Origin of the sequence: Streptomyces sp. NPDC006207, assembly GCF_040613835.1 — a bacterium.
GTDB lineage: Bacteria > Actinomycetota > Actinomycetes > Streptomycetales > Streptomycetaceae > Actinacidiphila.
The window spans coordinates 13526-30997 of sequence record NZ_JBEXSX010000049.1 but is presented as its reverse complement, the minus strand read 5'-3'; the positions used below and the strand labels follow the sequence as shown (position 1 = coordinate 30997).

At 74.8% G+C, this 17472-nt stretch carries 16 protein-coding genes; 4 read left to right on the top strand and 12 right to left on the bottom strand.

The window, feature by feature from the left end; all coding sequences use genetic code 11:
• Window positions 1-55: 55 nt before the first annotated feature.
• Together ABZ312_RS31455 and ABZ312_RS31450 are read right to left on the bottom strand one after the other, a co-directional pair.
• Complete coding sequence (locus ABZ312_RS31455; RefSeq protein WP_500439245.1) at window positions 56-436, bottom strand: hypothetical protein; 381 nt, start codon at window positions 434-436, stop codon at window positions 56-58.
• Window positions 406-1230 (bottom strand): serine/threonine-protein kinase, encoded by an 825-nt coding sequence (locus ABZ312_RS31450; RefSeq protein WP_500439244.1) that lies wholly within the window; start codon window positions 1228-1230, stop codon window positions 406-408. Before ABZ312_RS31450 ends, ABZ312_RS31455 begins: the two co-directional genes overlap by 31 nt.
• Before the next feature lie 164 nt (window positions 1231-1394).
• Here ABZ312_RS31450 and ABZ312_RS31445 point away from each other — a divergent pair, with 164 nt between their 5' ends.
• The gene (locus tag ABZ312_RS31445) at window positions 1395-2297 is read left to right on the top strand and encodes a hypothetical protein (protein WP_500439243.1); all 903 of its coding nucleotides are present in this window, start codon (window positions 1395-1397) and stop codon (window positions 2295-2297) included.
• A 7-nt stretch (window positions 2298-2304) separates the two neighbouring features.
• Here the strand turns inward: ABZ312_RS31445 and ABZ312_RS31440 are convergent, their stop codons facing one another.
• From ABZ312_RS31440 to ABZ312_RS31425, 4 genes are read right to left on the bottom strand one after another with little or no spacing between them, the layout of a single operon-like run.
• Window positions 2305-3525 (bottom strand): PucR family transcriptional regulator, encoded by a 1221-nt coding sequence (locus ABZ312_RS31440; RefSeq protein WP_500329077.1) that lies wholly within the window; start codon window positions 3523-3525, stop codon window positions 2305-2307.
• A gap of 48 nt (window positions 3526-3573) precedes the next feature.
• The gene (locus ABZ312_RS31435) at window positions 3574-3882 is read right to left on the bottom strand and encodes an AzlD domain-containing protein (protein ID WP_500329078.1); all 309 of its coding nucleotides are present in this window, start codon (window positions 3880-3882) and stop codon (window positions 3574-3576) included.
• Window positions 3879-4592: an AzlC family ABC transporter permease gene (locus ABZ312_RS31430; RefSeq protein ID WP_500329093.1), complete on the bottom strand. Its 714-nt coding sequence runs from the start codon at window positions 4590-4592 to the stop codon at window positions 3879-3881. Before ABZ312_RS31430 ends, ABZ312_RS31435 begins: the two co-directional genes overlap by 4 nt.
• 25 nt (window positions 4593-4617) lie before the next feature.
• The gene (locus tag ABZ312_RS31425; RefSeq protein ID WP_500439242.1) at window positions 4618-5466 is read right to left on the bottom strand and encodes an AraC family transcriptional regulator; all 849 of its coding nucleotides are present in this window, start codon (window positions 5464-5466) and stop codon (window positions 4618-4620) included.
• A gap of 111 nt (window positions 5467-5577) precedes the next feature.
• On the opposite strand from ABZ312_RS31425, the gene ABZ312_RS31420 reads away from it, so the two are divergent.
• Genes ABZ312_RS31420 through ABZ312_RS31410 form a run of 3 tightly spaced genes read left to right on the top strand, consistent with a single transcriptional unit; the run spans window position 5578 to window position 11959 of the window.
• Window positions 5578-10287 carry an ATP-dependent helicase gene (locus ABZ312_RS31420; RefSeq protein WP_500439241.1) on the top strand — a complete coding sequence of 1570 codons (4710 nt, stop codon included), beginning with the start codon at window positions 5578-5580 and terminating at the stop codon, window positions 10285-10287.
• Between the two features lie 17 nt (window positions 10288-10304).
• Window positions 10305-11129: a DNA-formamidopyrimidine glycosylase family protein gene (locus ABZ312_RS31415; protein WP_500439240.1), complete on the top strand. Its 825-nt coding sequence runs from the start codon at window positions 10305-10307 to the stop codon at window positions 11127-11129.
• 32 nt (window positions 11130-11161) lie between these two features.
• Entirely contained in the window at window positions 11162-11959 is a 798-nt protein-coding gene (locus tag ABZ312_RS31410) for an SDR family NAD(P)-dependent oxidoreductase (RefSeq protein WP_500439239.1), read from the top strand.
• A 538-nt stretch (window positions 11960-12497) separates the two neighbouring features.
• Here ABZ312_RS31410 and ABZ312_RS31405 read toward each other — a convergent pair.
• The 6 genes from ABZ312_RS31405 to ABZ312_RS31380 form a co-directional block, all read right to left on the bottom strand.
• Window positions 12498-12968, bottom strand: coding sequence for a Dps family protein (locus ABZ312_RS31405; protein ID WP_500329082.1), 471 nt, complete (start codon window positions 12966-12968; stop codon window positions 12498-12500).
• Window positions 12969-13129: 161 nt separating this feature from the next.
• Window positions 13130-13513, bottom strand: coding sequence for a helix-turn-helix domain-containing protein (locus ABZ312_RS31400; protein ID WP_018561778.1), 384 nt, complete (start codon window positions 13511-13513; stop codon window positions 13130-13132).
• A gap of 94 nt (window positions 13514-13607) precedes the next feature.
• Entirely contained in the window at window positions 13608-14150 is a 543-nt protein-coding gene (locus ABZ312_RS31395; RefSeq protein WP_500329083.1) for a CinA family protein, read from the bottom strand.
• The gene (pgsA, locus tag ABZ312_RS31390; RefSeq protein WP_500329084.1) at window positions 14147-14884 is read right to left on the bottom strand and encodes a CDP-diacylglycerol--glycerol-3-phosphate 3-phosphatidyltransferase; all 738 of its coding nucleotides are present in this window, start codon (window positions 14882-14884) and stop codon (window positions 14147-14149) included. The genes ABZ312_RS31395 and pgsA overlap by 4 nt, the downstream gene beginning before the upstream one ends.
• Window positions 14881-16365 (bottom strand): 30S ribosomal protein S12 methylthiotransferase RimO, encoded by a 1485-nt coding sequence (gene rimO, locus ABZ312_RS31385; RefSeq protein ID WP_500329085.1) that lies wholly within the window; start codon window positions 16363-16365, stop codon window positions 14881-14883. Before rimO ends, pgsA begins: the two co-directional genes overlap by 4 nt.
• Before the next feature lie 114 nt (window positions 16366-16479).
• On the bottom strand, window positions 16480-17280 hold the full coding sequence (locus ABZ312_RS31380) for a helix-turn-helix domain-containing protein (RefSeq protein WP_500439238.1): 801 nt from the start codon (window positions 17278-17280) through the stop codon (window positions 16480-16482).
• Window positions 17281-17472: the final 192 nt, after the last annotated feature.

Genomic DNA, 17472 nt, shown 5'->3' with positions numbered 1-17472 from the left:
GAGCCCGCACGCGCATCGCCACCGGGCCCGGTCGGGCGCCGTCGCCGCCGGCGGCTCAGGGCGCGGGGCGGCCGGTGACGTCGACCCGGCCGAACGCCGCGCCGGCGCCCCTCAGGGAGACTTCGCCGGGGGCGAGGTGGTCCACCCCCGGGACGCCGCCGTCCGGGGTGCCGGACAAGAGGGCGGCCAGCTCGGCGGTGGTGACGGGGGTCCCGGGCAGCACGCCGGGCGGGGCGGCGGACGCCGTGACCGTCCACAATGCGGCCCCGGCGAACACCGACTCCTCCACGCCGCGCAGCCATCTCACCAGGGCACGGCGCGACGAGGAGGCGGCCCGCTGGTGGACGACCACCCCGAGCAGCGGCCCGGCCCACCGCGCGAGCCGCTCCGGGGGCCCGGAAGCGGTCACCTCGGGGCCGAAGGGCCGGCCGACCATGAGCAACGGCGTCCCGTGCTCGATCTTCCGCACCTCCGCGCGGAGATCGCCGTACGGCAGGACGGCCCGGGTGGCGCGGCCGGTGAGCGCGGAGAGCGCCGGCCGCTCCCCCACGCCGCGTCCAGTTCGCCGAGCCACCGAGCCAGTTCGCCGGCCGTGGTGACCGGCCTGCGTTCGAGGACGGCCGGGTGCAGGAGGAGCCCGGACTGGTGTGCGAGGGTGTCCGGTCGCGTACGGACGAGCACCCGGCCGTCCGCGGGGCGCGGCCCGGAACCGGCCGGACGCCCGTCGCGTGCCTCCAGGCCGATCAGGACGTCGCCGGAGCGGTGGTACAGGGTGACGGCGAGCGCCTCGGGCAGCGGGTGGGCCGGCGCCTCCCGGCGCGGGACCGGTACGGGGAGCAGCGGCGACAGCTGGTGCAGCCATGCGGCGAGCGCGGCCGGATCGGCGACCGGGGCCGTGAGGCGTACCGTGCCCGCGCGCTCGCCCGACGGCACGACGCGCAGGGCGTCCGCGCCGGTGCGGCCCTCGACGCGGAGCTCGACCGAGGTCTCCCCCTGCCGGGCACCGCGGTGCGTGATGGCGCGCAGCGCGTCGGCGCCCGCGGCGGTGAGGAACCGGGCGAGGGCGCCGGTGTCACCGGCCCGGTGGATCACGCTCCCGTAGTCGGGGAAGACCGGACCGCTCCACACGTCGTACCCGGCGACCGTGTCCCCGAGCAGCTTGCGCCGCACACCGTCGAGCCAGTCGGCCAGTTCCCCGGAACCGGCCCGCCACAGCAGTGGATCGTCCACCGCGCCCCCTCCCCCGAGTTTTACGGCACATTAAGTCCAGGGTGTGCCAGGGCCGTCAACTCCCGGCGGCGGATGACCCGTACTGGGGGGCGCGTGGTCGCACGCCAGGGTGCTCCCTGCGCACTTCTGTGTGCAGAGCGCTTACGGAGGCCTACTGTGCGCACATGCCAGCAACCCCGCTAGAACGCGCCGAGCATTTCGTGTGGCTGACCGCACGCGTGCTCGAGCAGCGCAGGTTCGCGTACCACTTCCGGAACGGCCCGGCGGACGCGGTGGAGACCGCGCTGACCGCCTACCGCAACGGCGACGACGGCTACGGCCACGCCCTCGAGCCCGATCTGCGCGGCACGGTCAGCCAGCCGCTGCACGTGGCCCACGCGCTGCGCGTGCTCGACGAGATCGGCAGGTGCGCCGGCCAGCGCGCCGAGCGGATCTGCCGCTACGTGACGGCCGTGTCGACCCCGGAGGGCGCGCTGCCCGCGCTCCACCCCTCGCTGCGCGGCTTCCCCGTCGCTCCCTGGCTGCCCCTGGTCGACAGCCCGCCGGGCGACCTGCTGGCCACCGGGCCGGTGGTGGGCACGCTCCACCGCAACGAGGTCTGGCACGCCTGGCTGTTCCGGGCCACGGACTTCTGCTGGGAGGCGATCGAGACCCTCGACAAGACCCACCCCGCCGAGGTCGTGGCCGCGATGGCGTTCCTGGACCACGCGCCCGACCGGGCGCGGGCCCGGGCGGCGGCGGCGCGGCTGGGACGGATCGTGCGCGAGCAGCGGCTCGTCGTACTGGACCCCAGGCGGCACCCGGAGGCCGCGCCGCCGTCCGGATCCCCGGACGGCGAGCACCGTTTCGCGTTCGACTACGCGCGCACGCCGGACTCCCCGGCGCGGGAGTGGTTCACGGACGCGGAGATGGACCGCGCGCTGGACTTCCTGGCGGCCGGCCAGCAGGACGACGGCGGCTGGCCCGCGCGCCGGGCCGCGTGGGCCCCCGGGACCCTGCTGGAGTGGCGGCCGCTGGTCACCCTCGACGCGCTGCTCACCCTGCGGGCGTACGGACGCCTCGCCTGAGGACGGCTCACCCGGCGGCGTCGCGCAGCAGCAGCGCGGCCAGTGCCAGGGCCGTGCCGTGCGGCGCGGCGAGGTCGAGCCCGGTGAGTTCGCAGATCCGGGCCAGCCGGTTGTCGACGGTGTTGGGGTGCAGCCCCAACTGCCGCGCGGTGCTGCGGCGTTCCTGCCGGCTGCCGAGGTAGGTCCGCAGCGTCTCGACCAGGTCCTGGCGGCCCGCGATCGGGTCGAGCAGGGCCGCTATCCGGTCGCTGCTCTCGTCGCGCCGCGACAGGTGGTACTCCAGCAGCACGTCGTCGAGCCGGTGCAGCCCCGGCGGCAGCCCTCCGGCGCGCGCCACCCTCAGCACCTCCGTCGCCGTGCGGGCGGCACCGGGGATGTCCGCGGGGCCTGCGGCCGTGACGGCGGCCAGCCGCACGTCCGCGGAGCAGGCGCGGCGCAGCGGTGCGAGCAGCGCGTCGTCGCCGCCCGGCAGCACCGGGCGGCCGGGGACGACGGCGTGGCCGCCGGTGTCGTCGAGCAGGGCCGGCACCTCGGTGCCGAAAGCGCGGTCCAGCGCGGCCTGGGCCCGGCGCGACCTGCGGTGCGCGGCCGCCGGGGGGCGGCCGGCGGCGTCCTCGGGCGGGAGGTGGAGGGCGAGCACGAGGGCGCCGCCCGCCAGGCCCAGCCGCCCGGCGGGGAACCGTTCCGGCGCCAGGGAGCCGTCCAGCAGCGCCCGCACCAGGGCGCGGCGCTCCTCACGGCGTTCGGCGGCGAGCGTGCTCTGCTCGTCCAGGTACGTCTCGGAGACGGCGCCGACGATGCCCTCCTGGATGCCGATGAGGACGTCGGCGAGTTCGGCGAGCGCGGCCTCCTCGCCCGGCCGCGCCGCCTCCCGCAGCGCCCGCCACAGCACGGCGGTGCCGCGCAGATGGCCGCGCAGCACCAGGTGCAGGGGCAGCCCCTCCTCGGCCCGCTGGGCGGCGCGTTCCCTGAAGCGGTCGAAGTCGCCCCGCTCCGGCCGCTCGGCGGGAGTGCCGTGGACGACCCGGCGCAGGAAGAGCCGCAGGCCGTGGCGCGCGGTGGCGGCGAGCTCCCCGTCCTTGACGTCCGCGGGCAGCTCGGCATAGCCGGGGAGGTCGGCGAAGGCGCGCGTCGTCATGGAGCGGGCGATCTCGTTCACCCTGTGCTCGCAGCGCGCCGCGAGGGCGCGGGCCGCGTCGGAGAGGACCGGCAGGGAGTCGACCGCCATCGTCCCACCCTCACTTGCGCATCCGTTGTGACGGGTCACATTAACCCGTCACCCGGTGACGGCCCGCAGCGCTCCGGTCACCACCACCGCGACGGCGACGACCACAAGGAAGGGAGCGCGCAGCAGGAGGGCGACGCCGGCCGCCGCCAGACCCGCGGCGCGCGCGTCGATCACCAGGCCGCGCCCGTCCCCGAAGGTCTGCAGTGCGGTGAGGGCCGCCAGCAGGGCGATGGGCAGCAGCGCGGCCAGCCGCCGCACGACGGGGCGTTCCAGGAAGCCCGCGGGAACGGACAGGCCCAGCAGTTTCACGGCGTAGCAGCCGAAGGCGGTGACGCCCACGGCGATCCACGTGCTCATCGGTCGGCCTCCTTGCGGCGGGTCGCGGCCAGGACGAGCGGTGCGGCCAGCGCCGCGACCAGGACGGGCACCCCGGCGGGGAGCAGCGGCAGGCACACCAGGGCGAGCGGTACGGCGACCGCCGCCGTGGCCCGCTCGCGGCGGCCCCGCAGCATGGGTGCGAGCAGCGCGAGGAAGACCGCCGGACCGGCGGCGTCCAGGCCCCAGTCGGCCGGGTCGCCGAGCGCGGCGGCGCCGAACGCGCCGAGGAACGTGGTCAGGTTCCACAGCGCGTAGAGGGTGGCGCCGGTGACCGTGAAACCCAGCCGGGCGCTCGCCCGGTCGGGCTGCGCCAGGGCGACGGCGGACGTCTCGTCGATCACCCACTGCGCCGCGAAGGGGCGCAGTGCGCGCGGGACGCGCAGCAGTTCGGACAGCCGCAGCCCGTAGAAGGCGTTGCGCACCCCGAGGAAGAGCGCCCCGGCGGCGGCCGCCAGGGGAGCGCCGCCCGGGCCCAGGGCGCCGACGAGCGCGAACTGCGAGGCGCCGGTGAACACCAGCAGGCTGAGCGCGCAGGTCTGCAGCAGGCTCAGGCCGGCCCCGGCCGAGGTCACTCCGAAGGCGAAGCCGGACAGGCCGACGGCGACACCCACTCCCAGGGCGTCGCGGACCACCGCGGAACGCGGCTTGAGGGACGGCGGTGGGTGCGGCCGGTGCCGGCCGGCTTCCATGGGTGCTGCGGTCACCTGCCCGACGCTAGGCCGCGCCCTTGGGGCCGTCTTGTACGTTCTTGCGCTCCCGCTGGTACGCGCCCGGCGGCACCCCCACGATCCGCGTGAAGTGGCGGTTCAGATGGGGCTGGTCGGTGAAGCCCACGGCGACCGCGGCATCGGCCGGTGCCGTCCCGTCGTCCAGCAGCCGCCTCGCGCGCCGGACCCGGGCGTCGGTGAGCCAGGCGTGCGGGGGCATGCCGTACAGGTCGCGGAAGCCGCGCAGCAGCGCGAAGGGACTCGTGCCCAGCCCGGCCGCGAGCTCCGCCAGCGGCGGCGGATCGGTGAGGCGCGCCTCCAGGATCTGCCGGGCCCGCTCGGCCTTGCGGGCGCCCGCGGTGAGAAGGGCGCGCTCGGGCAGCGTGCCCCCGTGGGCGCGCAGCAGCCGGGCGACGGCGAGCCGCATCATGGTGTCGGCGGCGAGCGCGTTGCCCTGGTCGGCCGCCCGCAGCACCTGGGTGACCAGGTGCACGGCGTACGGGTCCTCTGCGACGGCGACGGTGAAGCCCGCCGTCCCGCGGATCGCCGTCGTCTCCGCCGCGACGGAGGCCACGACGTCCGCCCCGGGGTAGAGCACGCTGTACGTCCACCCCTCGGGCACGCCCGCGTGCCCGGTGTGCGCGGTGTCGGGGTTGATCAGCGCCACCGCCCCCGGTCCCGCCCGCTCGATCGTGCCGTGGTGGTGGAAGGCCTCGACTCCGTGGGTGATGCCGGCGATCACGAACGACTCGTGCGTGTGCCGGACGAACGTCTTGCGCACGTACCGTGCCCGCAGGAGATCGACGTCCGGCAGGCCCGGATGCCTCCAGAACCGCGCCCGCTCGTCCGACCCCATCCCCCCATTCTGCGCCGTACCCGCCCTCCGCCCGCCCGTCCTGCCCGGGAAGGACCGCGTGCGCGCACGGAGGGGGGCGGTTTGTCAGTGGGGCGAGGCAGGATGGATGGCATGTCGCGACGGAGCACTGGGGCCACCCCGGAGGAGCGGGATCCGGCGGGGGCCCTCGACGCGTTCGCCCCCGCCACGCGCGCGTGGTTCACGGGGGCCTTCAGCGCGCCCACCGCCGCGCAGGCGGGGGCCTGGCGCGCGATCGCCGGGGGGTCCGACGTGCTCGTGGTGGCCCCCACGGGCTCCGGGAAGACGCTGGCGGCGTTCCTTGCCGCCCTGGACCGGCTGGCGTCGACGCCGCCGCCGGCCGAGGCCAAGCGCCGATGCCGCGTGCTGTACGTGTCCCCCCTGAAGGCGCTCGCCGTCGACGTGGAGCGCAACCTGCGCAGTCCGCTGACCGGCCTGCGGCACGAGTCCGTGCGGCTGGGGCTGCCGGAGCCTGAGGTGCGGGTGGGCATCCGCTCGGGCGACACCCCGGCGGCCGAGCGGCGCGCGCTCGCCACCCGGCCGCCGGACATCCTGATCACGACCCCCGAGTCGCTGTTCCTGATGCTGACCTCCTCGACCCGGGAGTCGCTGCGCGGCGTCGAGACGGTGATCCTCGACGAGGTGCACGCCGTCGCCGGGACGAAGCGCGGTGCGCACCTGGCGCTGTCGCTGGAGCGGCTGGACGAGCTGCTGGAGCGCCCCGCGCGGCGCATCGGCCTGTCGGCGACGGTCCGCCCGGTGGACGAGGTGGCGCGCTTCCTGTCGCCGCAGCGCAAGGTGACGGTCGTCCAGCCCCCGTCGCAGAAGGAGTTCGACCTGTCGGTGGTCGTCCCCGTCGAGGACCTGGGCGAGCTCGGCGGCTCCCCCGCCACCGAGGGCGACGACCCGCGGCCTTCGATCTGGCCGCACGTCGAGGAGCGCATCGCCGACCTGGTGCAGGACCACCGCTCCACGATCGTCTTCGCCAACTCGCGCCGCCTGGCCGAGCGGCTGTGCAACCGGCTCAACGAGATCGCCTACGAACGGGCCATGGGCGAGCCCCTGCCCGAGGGCGCGCCGCCCGCGGAGATCATGGCGCAGTCCGGCGCGGCGCGCAGGGCGCCGCCGCTGCTGGCCAGGGCGCACCACGGCTCGGTCTCCAAGGAGCAGCGCGCCCTGGTGGAGGAGGACCTCAAGGCCGGGCGGCTGCCGGCCGTCGTCGCCACGTCCAGCCTGGAGCTGGGCATCGACATGGGCGCGGTGGACCTGGTCGTCCAGGTGGAGTCGCCGCCCTCGGTGGCGTCCGGGCTGCAGCGCGTGGGCCGGGCAGGACACCAGGTGGGGGCGGTCTCGACCGGGGTGGTCTTCCCCAAGTACCGCGGCGACCTCGTGCAGTCGGCGGTGGTCACCGAGCGGATGCGGGAGGGCGCGATCGAGGCGTTGCGCATCCCGGCCAACCCGCTGGACGTCCTGGCGCAGCAACTGGTCGCGATGACGGCGCTGGACACCTGGGACGTCGACGAACTGCTGGCGATGGTACGCCGGGCCGCGCCCTTCGCCGCGCTGCCGCACTCGGCGTTCACCGCGGTGCTGGACATGCTGGCCGGGCGCTATCCGTCGGACGCCTTCGCGGAGCTCCGGCCGCGCGTGGTGTGGGACCGGGTGGCGAACACGGTGGCGGCCCGGCCCGGCGCGCAGCGCCTGGCGGTGACCTCGGGCGGCACGATCCCCGACCGCGGGCTGTTCGGGGTGTTCCTGGCCGGCGCCGACCCGAAGAAGGGCGGCGGCCGGGTCGGCGAGCTCGACGAGGAGATGGTCTACGAGTCCCGGGTGGGAGACGTCTTCACCCTGGGCACGACCTCGTGGCGGATCGAGGACATCACCCGCGACCGGGTGCTGGTCTCCCCCGCCCCGGGCGTGCCCGGGCGGCTGCCGTTCTGGAAGGGCGATCAGCTCGGCCGCCCGCTCGAGCTGGGCCGCGCCCTCGGCGCGTTCCTGCGCGAGGTCGCCGCCCTGGACCCGCGCAAGGGCCGGGCCCGGCTGGCCGCGGCGGGGCTGGACCCGTGGGCGGTCGACAATGTGCTGGCCTACCTGGAGGAGCAGCGCAAGGCCTGCGGCCATGTGCCCGACGACCGCACCATCGTGGTGGAGCGCTTCCGGGACGAGCTGGGCGACTGGCGGGTGGTCGTCCACTCCCCCTTCGGCGCCCAGGTCCACGCCCCATGGGCGCTCGCGCTGGGTGCCCGGCTCGGTGAGCGGTACGGCTTCGACGCGCAGGTGATGCACGCCGACGACGGCATCGTGCTGCGTCTGCCGGACGCGGATCTGATGGGCCTGGACCTGCTGGACGTGGACCCGGCGCGGCAGGGCACCGAGTACGACGCCGACCAGTCCCCGGTCGGCGCCGCAGACGTCGCCTTCGACAAGGGCGAGGTCGAGCAGCTCGTCACCGACCAGATCGGCGGTTCCGCGCTGTTCGCGTCCCGGTTCCGGGAGTGCGCGGCCCGTGCGCTGCTGCTGCCCCGCCGGGACCCCGGCAAGCGCACGCCGCTGTGGCAGCAGCGCCAGCGGGCCGCCCAATTGCTCCAGGTGGCCTCGGAGTTCGGTTCGTTCCCGATCGTGCTGGAGGCGGTCCGCGAGTGCCTGCAGGACGTCTTCGACGTCCCCGGGCTGGTCGAGCTGATGGGCGACATCGAGTCCCGCAAGGTGCGGCTGGTCGAGGTGACGACGCCCGAACCGTCGCCGTTCGCCAAGTCGCTGCTCTTCGGCTACGTGGCGCAGTTCCTCTACGAGGGCGACTCGCCGCTGGCCGAGCGGCGCGCCGCGGCGCTCTCGCTGGACTCCCGGCTGCTGGCGGAGCTGCTGGGCCAGGCCGAGCTGCGCGAGCTGCTCGACGCCGACGTGATGGTGGAACTGGAGCAAGAGCTGCAGTGGCTTACCGAGGACCGGCGGATCAAGGGTCCCGAGGGGGTCGCCGACGTACTGCGCCTGCTGGGCCCGCTGGACGACGCCGAGCTGGCCGCGCGCGGAGCGGAACCGGGCTGGGCGGCCGGGCTGGAGGGCGCGCGCCGGGCGATCCGGGTCCGCGTCGCGGGCGTGGACCGCTGGGCCGCCGTGGAGGACGCCGGGCGGCTGCGGGACGCCCTGGGCACCGCCCTGCCGGTCGGTGTGCCGGAGGCCTTCACCGAGCCCGTCAAGGACCCGCTGGCGGATCTGCTGGCCCGCTACGCCCGTACGCACGGGCCGTTCACCTCGGCCGAGGCCGCCCAGCGCTTCGGCCTGGGCACCGCCGTCGCCGACGGCACCCTGCACCGGCTCGCCGCGTCCGGCCGGGTCGTGCAGGGCGAGTTCAGGCCCGGCGGCGCGGGCCACGAGTGGTGCGACGCCGGTGTGCTGCGGCGGCTGCGGCGGCGCTCGCTGGCGGCGCTGCGGCACGAACTGGAACCCGTGCCGCCGGCCACGCTGGCCACCTTCCTGCCGCAGTGGCAGCACGTGGGCACGCACGGCCTGCGCGGCCTCGACGGTCTGGTGCGGGCCGTCGAGCAGTTGCAGGGCGCCGCCGTCCCCGCCTCGGCCCTGGAGAAGCTGGTCCTGCCCGCCCGTGTGGCGGACTACACCCCGGCAATGCTGGACGAGCTGACGTCGGCGGGCGAGATCGTGTGGGCGGGGGCCGGCGCCCTGCAGGGCAAGGACGGCTGGCTGTCGCTGTATCTCGCGGACACCGCGCCCCTGTTGCTGCCGCAGCCCCAGCCGCTGGAGCTCTCCCCGGTGCACCACGCGGTCCTGGACGGGCTCTCGGGCGGCTACGGACTGTTCTTCCGGCAGATCTCCGAACAGGTCCGCGCCGCCGGGCACGAGCTGTCCGATCCGGAACTGGCCGAGGTGGTCTGGGAGCTGGCCTGGTCGGGCCGGCTGACCAACGACACGCTCGCGCCGCTGCGCGCCCTGCTCGGCTCCGGCCGTACGGCGGGCTCCACCGCGCACCGGGCGCCGCGCGCGGTGCCCCGTGGCCGCTACGGCGCCTTCACGGCCCGCACCGGCCGGCCCGCGCCCCGCGTGACGGCGTCACGGGGCGGGCCGCCGACGACCGCGGGCCGCTGGTCCCTGGTACCGGAGGCGGAGCCCGACGCGACGCACCGGGCGCACGCCCTCACCCACGCGCTGCTGGACCGGCACGGCGTGGTCACCCGGGGGGCGGTGGCCGCCGAGGGTGTGGAGGGCGGCTTCTCCGCCGCGTACCGCGTCCTGTCGGCCTTCGAGGAGACCGGCCAGGCGCGCCGAGGCTACGTCGTGGAGGGGCTGGGCGCGGCCCAGTTCGCCATGGACGGCGCGGTGGACCGCCTGCGGGCCATCAGCAACGCCCGGGACCGCGAGGACGCCCGGCACGACAAGGCCCGCACCGTGGTGCTGGCCGCGGCCGACCCGGCCAACGCCTACGGCGCCGCCCTGCCCTGGCCCGAGCAGCCCGCCGGGGTGACCCACCGGCCGGGACGCAAGGCGGGGGCCCTGGTCGTCCTGGTCGACGGCGAGCTCACGCTGTACGTGGAGCGCGGCGGCAAGACCCTGCTGGCCTGGCCCGGCACCTCCGCGGCGGAGGGCGAGGGCCGGGGAGGCGCCGGCGCGGACGAGGAGCGGTTGCAGGCGGCCGCCGACGCGCTCGCCCTGGCCGTGCGTGACGGTGCGCTCGGCCGGCTCACGGTGGAACGCACGAACGGCGAGTCCGCCCTCACCTCGGTGCTCGGCCGGGCCCTGGAGGCGGCCGGCTTCCATGCGACACCCCGCGGCCTGCGGCTGCGGGCCTGAACGGGACAGGGGGATCCGTGCCCGAGGGCGACACGATCTGGCTGGCCGCGCACCGGCTGCACTGGGCGCTGGCGGGGCACGTCCTGCTCCGTGCGGACCTGCGTGTGCCGCGGCTGGCGACGACCGACCTGTCGGGACGCCGCGTGGAGGAGGTCGTGGCCCGCGGCAAGCACCTGCTGATCCGGGTCGAGGGCGGGCTGACCCTCCACTCGCATCTGCGCATGGACGGTTCCTGGCAGTTGTACGCACCCGGTGAGCGCTGGCGGGGCGGTCCCGACCACCAGGTCCGGGCGGTCCTCGCCAACGCCGAGCGGGTCGCGGTCGGCTACCGGCTGCCCGTGCTGGAGCTGCTGCGCACCGCCGAGGAGGACCGGGCCGTCGGCCACCTCGGTCCCGATCTGCTGGGCCCGGACTGGGATCCGGCCGAGGCGCTGCGCCGGCTGACCGCCGACCCGGCCCGGCCGGTCGGGGAGGCGCTGCTGGACCAGCGCAATCTGGCGGGCATCGGCAACGTCTACAAGTGCGAGGTGTGCTTCCTGCGCGGCGTCACGCCCTGGATGCGTGTCGGGGAGGTCTCCGAGCCCGAACGGGTCGTCGAGCTCGCCAGGAAGCTGCTGCAGGCCAACAAGACCCGGCACGGCCACATCACCACCGGCGACACCCGGCGCGGCCGGACGCACTGGGTGTACCGCCGGGACCGGCACGGCTGCCTGCGCTGCGGGACGGCGATCCGCGTCGCCGAGCTGGGCCCGCCCGGCCAGACCCGTGCGACGTACTGGTGCCCGCAATGCCAGCGCGGCCCCGCGCCCGCGTCCGCACCGGCGCCGCGGCACACCAATTGACGGACCGTCAGATCCGGTCGTACCGTCGCCGCATGACCGTACCGGCGTACGACCTCACCGGGCGCACCGCTCTGGTCACCGGCGCCGCCAGCGGCATCGGCCGGGCCTCGGCGCTGCTGCTCGCCCAGGCCGGGGCCACCGTGACGTGCGCGGACGTGGACGAGCCGGGCGCCCGGCACACCGCCGGGCTCGCCGTGAAGGCCGGCGGCGCGGCGGAGGCGCGTGCCGTGGACGTCACCGACCGCGCCCAGGTGGCCGAGGCGGTCGCGGCGATCGTGGCCACCCACGGACGGCTGGACGTCCTGGCCGCCATCGCGGGCGTCATGCACTCCAGTTCCGTCCTGGACACCGACGAGGCCGACCTGGACCGGGTGCTGTCGGTGAACTTCAAGGGGGTGCTGCACTGCGCCCGCGAGGCCGCCCGCCCGATGGCCGAGCGCGGTGCCGGCAGCATCGTCACCATGGCCTCCGGAGCCATCGACACCGGCGCCCGCGGGCTGCTCTGCTACAGCGTCTCGAAGGCCGCCGTCGTCCAGCTGACCCGGACCCTCGCCACGGAGCTGGGACCCCGCGGCGTGCGGGCCAATGCCGTGGCGCCCGGCTTCGTCCGCACGCCGATGACGAGCCACCACGGCACCGGCCCGGACGGCCTCTTCGACGAGCGGGCCCAGGCGCGCGCCGAGGAGGCGCTGGTGCGCGCCGCGCCCCTGGGCCGTGTGGGCGACCCGCAGGACGTGGCGCACACCGTGCTCTTCCTGGCCTCCGACGCCTCAGCCTTCACGACCGGCCAGATCCTGCGCCCCAACGGGGGCGTCGTCATGCCCTGGTAGTGACTGACTTCGCGGACCCGGAAGTCTTCCCGGCAGCCCTCCCGGCGCCGGGCCCTCAACCTCACGGACGGCCGCCGGAGCGGCGGCTGATGATCCCCGTGACCACCTCGCCGTGTGCAGGGGGACGATGCTGAGCCCCCAGCCACCGGCGACGACCAGGCCCTCGAAGGAGCCTGCCTGCGCGGGCTGGGCGATGAGCCTCAGCAGGGCCCACCACCACACCACTCCCGCGACGAAAGCGATCGCCCAGCGGACCGGCCGCCGGGCCCACAGCTCGTGAAACAGGCGGAGAACGTGCATGGCCGCCTCCTTCGGAGCCCCGAGGTTGCGGCGGGTATCACCAGGGACCCAATCCCGGGCTTTCCCCGTACACAGGTGCGATCCCCTTCCGGCAAGATCTCTAGACCTCTGCCGCCCCACCCCGCACGACGTTCACCCGGAAGGAGGACACGTACGGCTACTACCTGCGACATTCCGCCGCCCGAGCGCAACCTAGGGCGACCGGCCCCGATGCTCCCGCCGACGACGCCCCGCCGGCCTAGACGTTCTCGGCCTGGAACATCCAGTGGTGCTTCTCGAGCTCGGCGGCGAGCCCGATCAGGATGTCCTGGCTCACCGGATCGGGCTTCTCCGTCGCCTCGATCCCCTGGCGCACCCGCCTGATCACGGCGTCCAGCGCCACGATCATGACCGAGACCACCTTCTCGTCCTTGATCCAGCCGTCCGGCACCTCGTCGATCCTGCTGCTCTTGGAGACCGTCCCCGCGCGCCCGTCCGGCGTCACCCCGATCGCGGCCGCCCGCTCCGCGACCGTGTCGGCGTAGGTCCGCGCGGTGGTCACCACGTCGTCGAGCTGGAGGTGGACCGACCGGAACCGCGCCCCGACCACGTTCCAGTGCACCTGCTTGGCGACGAGCGACAGGTCGATGAGATCGCTGAGGGTGTGCTGCAGGGCCTCACCGACGGTCTTGCGGTCGGCCTCGGGCAGCGTGCTCTTCACGACGGTCATGCTGCTCCTCCTCGGGAATTGCCTGGCGTCGCAGGACCACCTCCACGGCGGCCCCGCCTCATGAGCGCCTTCCCCGGATCCGCGGACCACACGCGGACACGCCGTGGCCCCGGCCGGTTGCCCACCGGCCGGGGCCACGGTTCGGAACTGCTTGGTGTCGCTCAGGCCGCGACGACGTCCACGGCCTCGGTGGGCGCCTTCGGCGCCTTGATGGTGACCCGCTCGTCCGGACCGGACGGTACGGACGGAACCGCGCCCAGCAGCGGCCGCATAGGCGCGGCTGCCGACCCGACAGCAGCCGACTCGGCGAGTTCGGCAAGCGCCAGATCGTCGCTGACCTCCCGCATCACCTCGGACATCGGGACGTCCAAGGCGTCACAGATCGCGGAGAGCAGTTCGGAGGAAGCCTCCTTCTGCCCTCGTTCGACCTCCGACAGATAGCCCAGGGAGACCCGGGCGGATGAGGAGACCTCACGCAGGGTGCGGCCCTGACGCTGGCGCTGCCGACGCAGCACGTCACCGAGCAGGCGACGGAGCAGAATCATCGGTGGCTCCCTCCTCGGACCGCGAATTCGCAACCTTCTTGCCCCACCGTACCGCCTCCGACACCGGCCATGCGGGGAGCGATGACGTGTTCACTCAGGGCTGCAAACATCCCTTCCCCCCGCTGTCTTCCCTACCCTTCGCCGTCGGGGATTCGTCGGGTGTTCCCCCGCCCGTCAGGAGCGTCTGCTGCAAGAGGGTCAGAACGGCGTTCACGGTGGTGGTACGGATTTCGGCACGGTCGCCGTTCAACTGCAGTCTCTCGCACCACGAGCCGGTCGGCCCGGCGACCGCCACGAAGACCGTCCCGACCTGCTGTCCGTCCTGCGGGTCCGGGCCGGCGACTCCGGTGGTGGACAGCCCCCAGTCGGCGCGCAGCACGCGCCGCACGCCCTCCGCCATCCCCCGCGCGACGTCGGGGTCGACGGCCCCGCGTTCGGCCAGCAGCGCGCCGTCCACGCCCAGCACGTCCCGCTTCAGTTCGGTGGCGTACGCGGTGACCGAACCGCGGAAGGACCTGGAGGCGCCGGGCACCGAGGTCAGCTCGGCGGCGACCAGGCCACCGGTCAGCGACTCGGCGACGGCGAGCCACTGCTGCCGCCCCTCCAGCAGCCCCAGCACCTCGGCGGCGACGTTCACGCGCCCTGTCCCTGCTCCTCCGGGAACTCCAGCGGGACGTCCTCCGCGAGCGCCCCCTCCTCCTCGTCCGCGCCCTCGTGCGCCCGGCGCACGGCGGCCGCGCGCTGCGCGGCCAGTCCGGCCCGGCGCATGACGACGGCCTGGCGCACGTAGTCCAGGCCCGTCACCACGGTCAGCACCACCGCGGCGCCCATCAGCACCGCCCGCAGCGTCGCCAGCGGCCCGGTGAGGATCAGGATGTACATGCCGACGGCGACGCCCTGGGTGAGCGTCTTCAGCTTGCCGCCCCGGCTGGCCGGGATCACCCCCCAGCGGATCACCCAGAACCGCATCAGCGTGATGCCCAGCTCGCGGAAGAGGATCACCGCGGTGACCCACCAGGGCAGGTCCCCGAGGGCCGAGAGCCCGATCAGCGCCGCGCCCATGATCGCCTTGTCGGCGATCGGGTCGGCGATCTTGCCGAAGTCGGTGACCAGCCCGTAGCGCCGGGCCAGCTCGCCGTCGAAGAGATCGGTGATCATCGCGATGGCGAACGCCGCCCACGCGAAGGAGCGCCACGCCGGGTCGTGCCCGTCGTCGTGCACGAGCAGCACGACGAAGCCCGGCACCAGCAGCAGCCGCACCATCGTCAGGACGTTGGCGATGTTCCACAACGAAGGCCGCCGGACCGCGGCCGCCGGGGCGGCGGGTGCGGACCGGTGGTTGCCGGCGGCGGACGCCGGGACTCCCGTCATCTGCGCGCCTCCTGCGTCGTGCCAAGCGGCTCCGCGACGAGGTCGACGCCTTCGGTGTCCACCACCTTCGCCGCGACGAACGATCCGGGCACCAGGCCCGCGCGGGAGGTCAGGACGACCTGGCCGTCGGTCTCCGGCGCCTGGTGGGCACCGCGGCCGACCGCCCCCTCCTCCTCGTCGACGGAGTCGACCAGCACCTGCACCGTCGAGCCCAGCCGCTCCTCGGCACGCTGCGCGGTCAGCTCCTCGGCCAGCCGCGAGACCCGGGCCAGCCGCTCGGCGACGACGTCCTCGTCGAGCTTGCCGTCGTAGCCGGCCGCCTCGGTGCCCTCCTCGTCGGAATAGCCGAAGACGCCGATGGCGTCGAGCCGGGCGGCGCCCAGGAAGCGCTCCAGCTCCTCCAGGTCCGCCGCCGACTCGCCCGGGAAGCCGACGATGAAGTTGGAGCGGACCCCGGCCTCCGGCGCCTTGGAGCGGATGGTGTCGAGCAGCTCCAGGAAGCGCTCGGTGTCGCCGAAGCGGCGCATCGCGCGCAGCACCCCGGGGGCGGAGTGCTGGAAGGACAGGTCGAAGTACGGCGCGACCTTGGGCGTCGAGGTCAGCACGTCGATCAGGCCCGGGCGCATCTCGGCGGGCTGCAGGTAGCTGACCCGGATCCGCTCGATGCCGTCGACGGCGGCCAGTTCCGGCAGCAGCGTCTCCAGCAGCCGGATGTCGCCGAGGTCCTTGCCGTACGAGGTGTTGTTCTCGCTGACCAGCATGACCTCCTTGACGCCCTGCTCGGCCAGCCAGCGCGTCTCGCCGAGCACGTCCGAGGGGCGGCGGGAGATGAAGGAGCCCCGGAAGGACGGGATGGCGCAGAAGGAGCAGCGGCGGTCGCAGCCGGAGGCCAGCTTCACGGAGGCCACCGGGCTGCTGTCCAGGCGGCGGCGGAGCGGTGCGCGCGGCCCGGAGGCGGGCGCGACGCCCTCGGGCAGGTCCGCGGGGGCGGGGACCGGCTCCGTGGCGCTCTGCGCGTGGCCGGGCAGCGCGACCTCGCTCACGGCCTGCCGGGCGGCCGGGCTGACCGGGAGCAGCTTGCGGCGGTCGCGCGGGGTGTGGGAGGCGTGGACACCGCCGGAGAGGATCGTCTGCAGGCGGTCGGAGATGTTCGCGTAATCGTCGAAGCCGAGCACGCCGTCCGCCTCGGGCAGGGCCTCGGCCAGCTCCTTCCCGTAGCGCTCGGCCATGCAGCCGACCGCGACGACGGCCTGGGTGCGGCCGTGGCCCTTGAGGTCGTTGGCCTCCAGCAGGGCGTCGACGGAGTCCTTCTTGGCGGCCTCGACGAAGCCACAGGTGTTCACGACGGCCACGTCGGCGGCGGCGGCGTCCTCGACGAGCTGCCACCCGTCCGCCGCCAGCCGGCCGGCGAGCTCCTCGGAATCCACCTCGTTACGGGCGCAGCCGAGCGTGACAAGAGCGACGGTACGGGGTTCGGACATAGGCTCAGCCTACTTTGTCCCCGACGGGGCTCCGACGCGCAGCGGCGCCCGGCGCCGGGACGGGTGTCCCGCGCCGGGCGCCGCGGTGTCCGTGCGCGCCCGTGGAACCGGGCGTCACCCTGCTTCCGGGTCGCCGGGGGTGAAGGTGAGGCGCTGGACCTGACCGGGGTGGCCCGCGGGCCCGAGGTCCTTGCCGTTGACGAAGAGGTGGACCGCGCCCGCGTTGCCGATGATGAGGTTGATCTTGCTCTTGTCGGTGAAGGTCTTGGAGTCGCCCGGCTCCAGACTGCCCTGGTAGAGCTGCTTTCCGTTGCTGTCCACCGCCTGGATCCAGCTCTTGTCGTTCTGGGCGGTGAGCTTGACCGTGACCTTGTCGGCCGGCGCCGCGGCGATCGCGCTGTCGGACTCCTCGGGCCTCGGCGCGGAGCTCGTGGGGTTGCCGGACGGCTCGGCCGCCGGGCTCGCCGCACTGGGCTTGCCCGCCACCGGTTCCTTGCCGCCGTCCTCGCCACCGCTGAACAGGGTGAACCCGACGAAACCGATGACGGCGACGATCGCCGCGACCATGGCGGCGGTCCAATTGGGGCGGCGCGGCTCGGACCTCATCCGCTCCGCCTCGTACAGCGGCGCCACCGGGGTGGGGGCGGGCGCACTGCCGTGCTCCGCCGAGAACTGCTGGATCAGGGCCTCGGGATCGAGGCCCACGGCGCGCGCGAGCGCCCGGATGTGGCCGCGGGCGTACACGTCGCCGCCACAGCGGGAGAAATCGTCCTGCTCGATCGCGTGCACGATGGGCGGGCGCACACGCGTTGTGGTACTGACCTCGTCGACGGTCAGACCCGCGGCGATGCGGGCCTGGGCGAGGGCGCGACCGACCGAGAGCCGGTCGTCGGGGGGCGGGTTGCCGATGGACACGGGGGCGCCTTTCGAGCGTGCAGCCACCTGCTGGAGACTCAGTCTAGGGGGGTGTGCAAAAGGACGGGCAAGCGGGCGGGCGTTGTTTGTCCGCCATCAGGATTGCCGTCTTTCCCGGCGCCGATGACAGTCGGCCATACGCCTTCCCCCTGCACTAACTTGACGTACGGGCGGGAGCAACGGTTGCGTCCA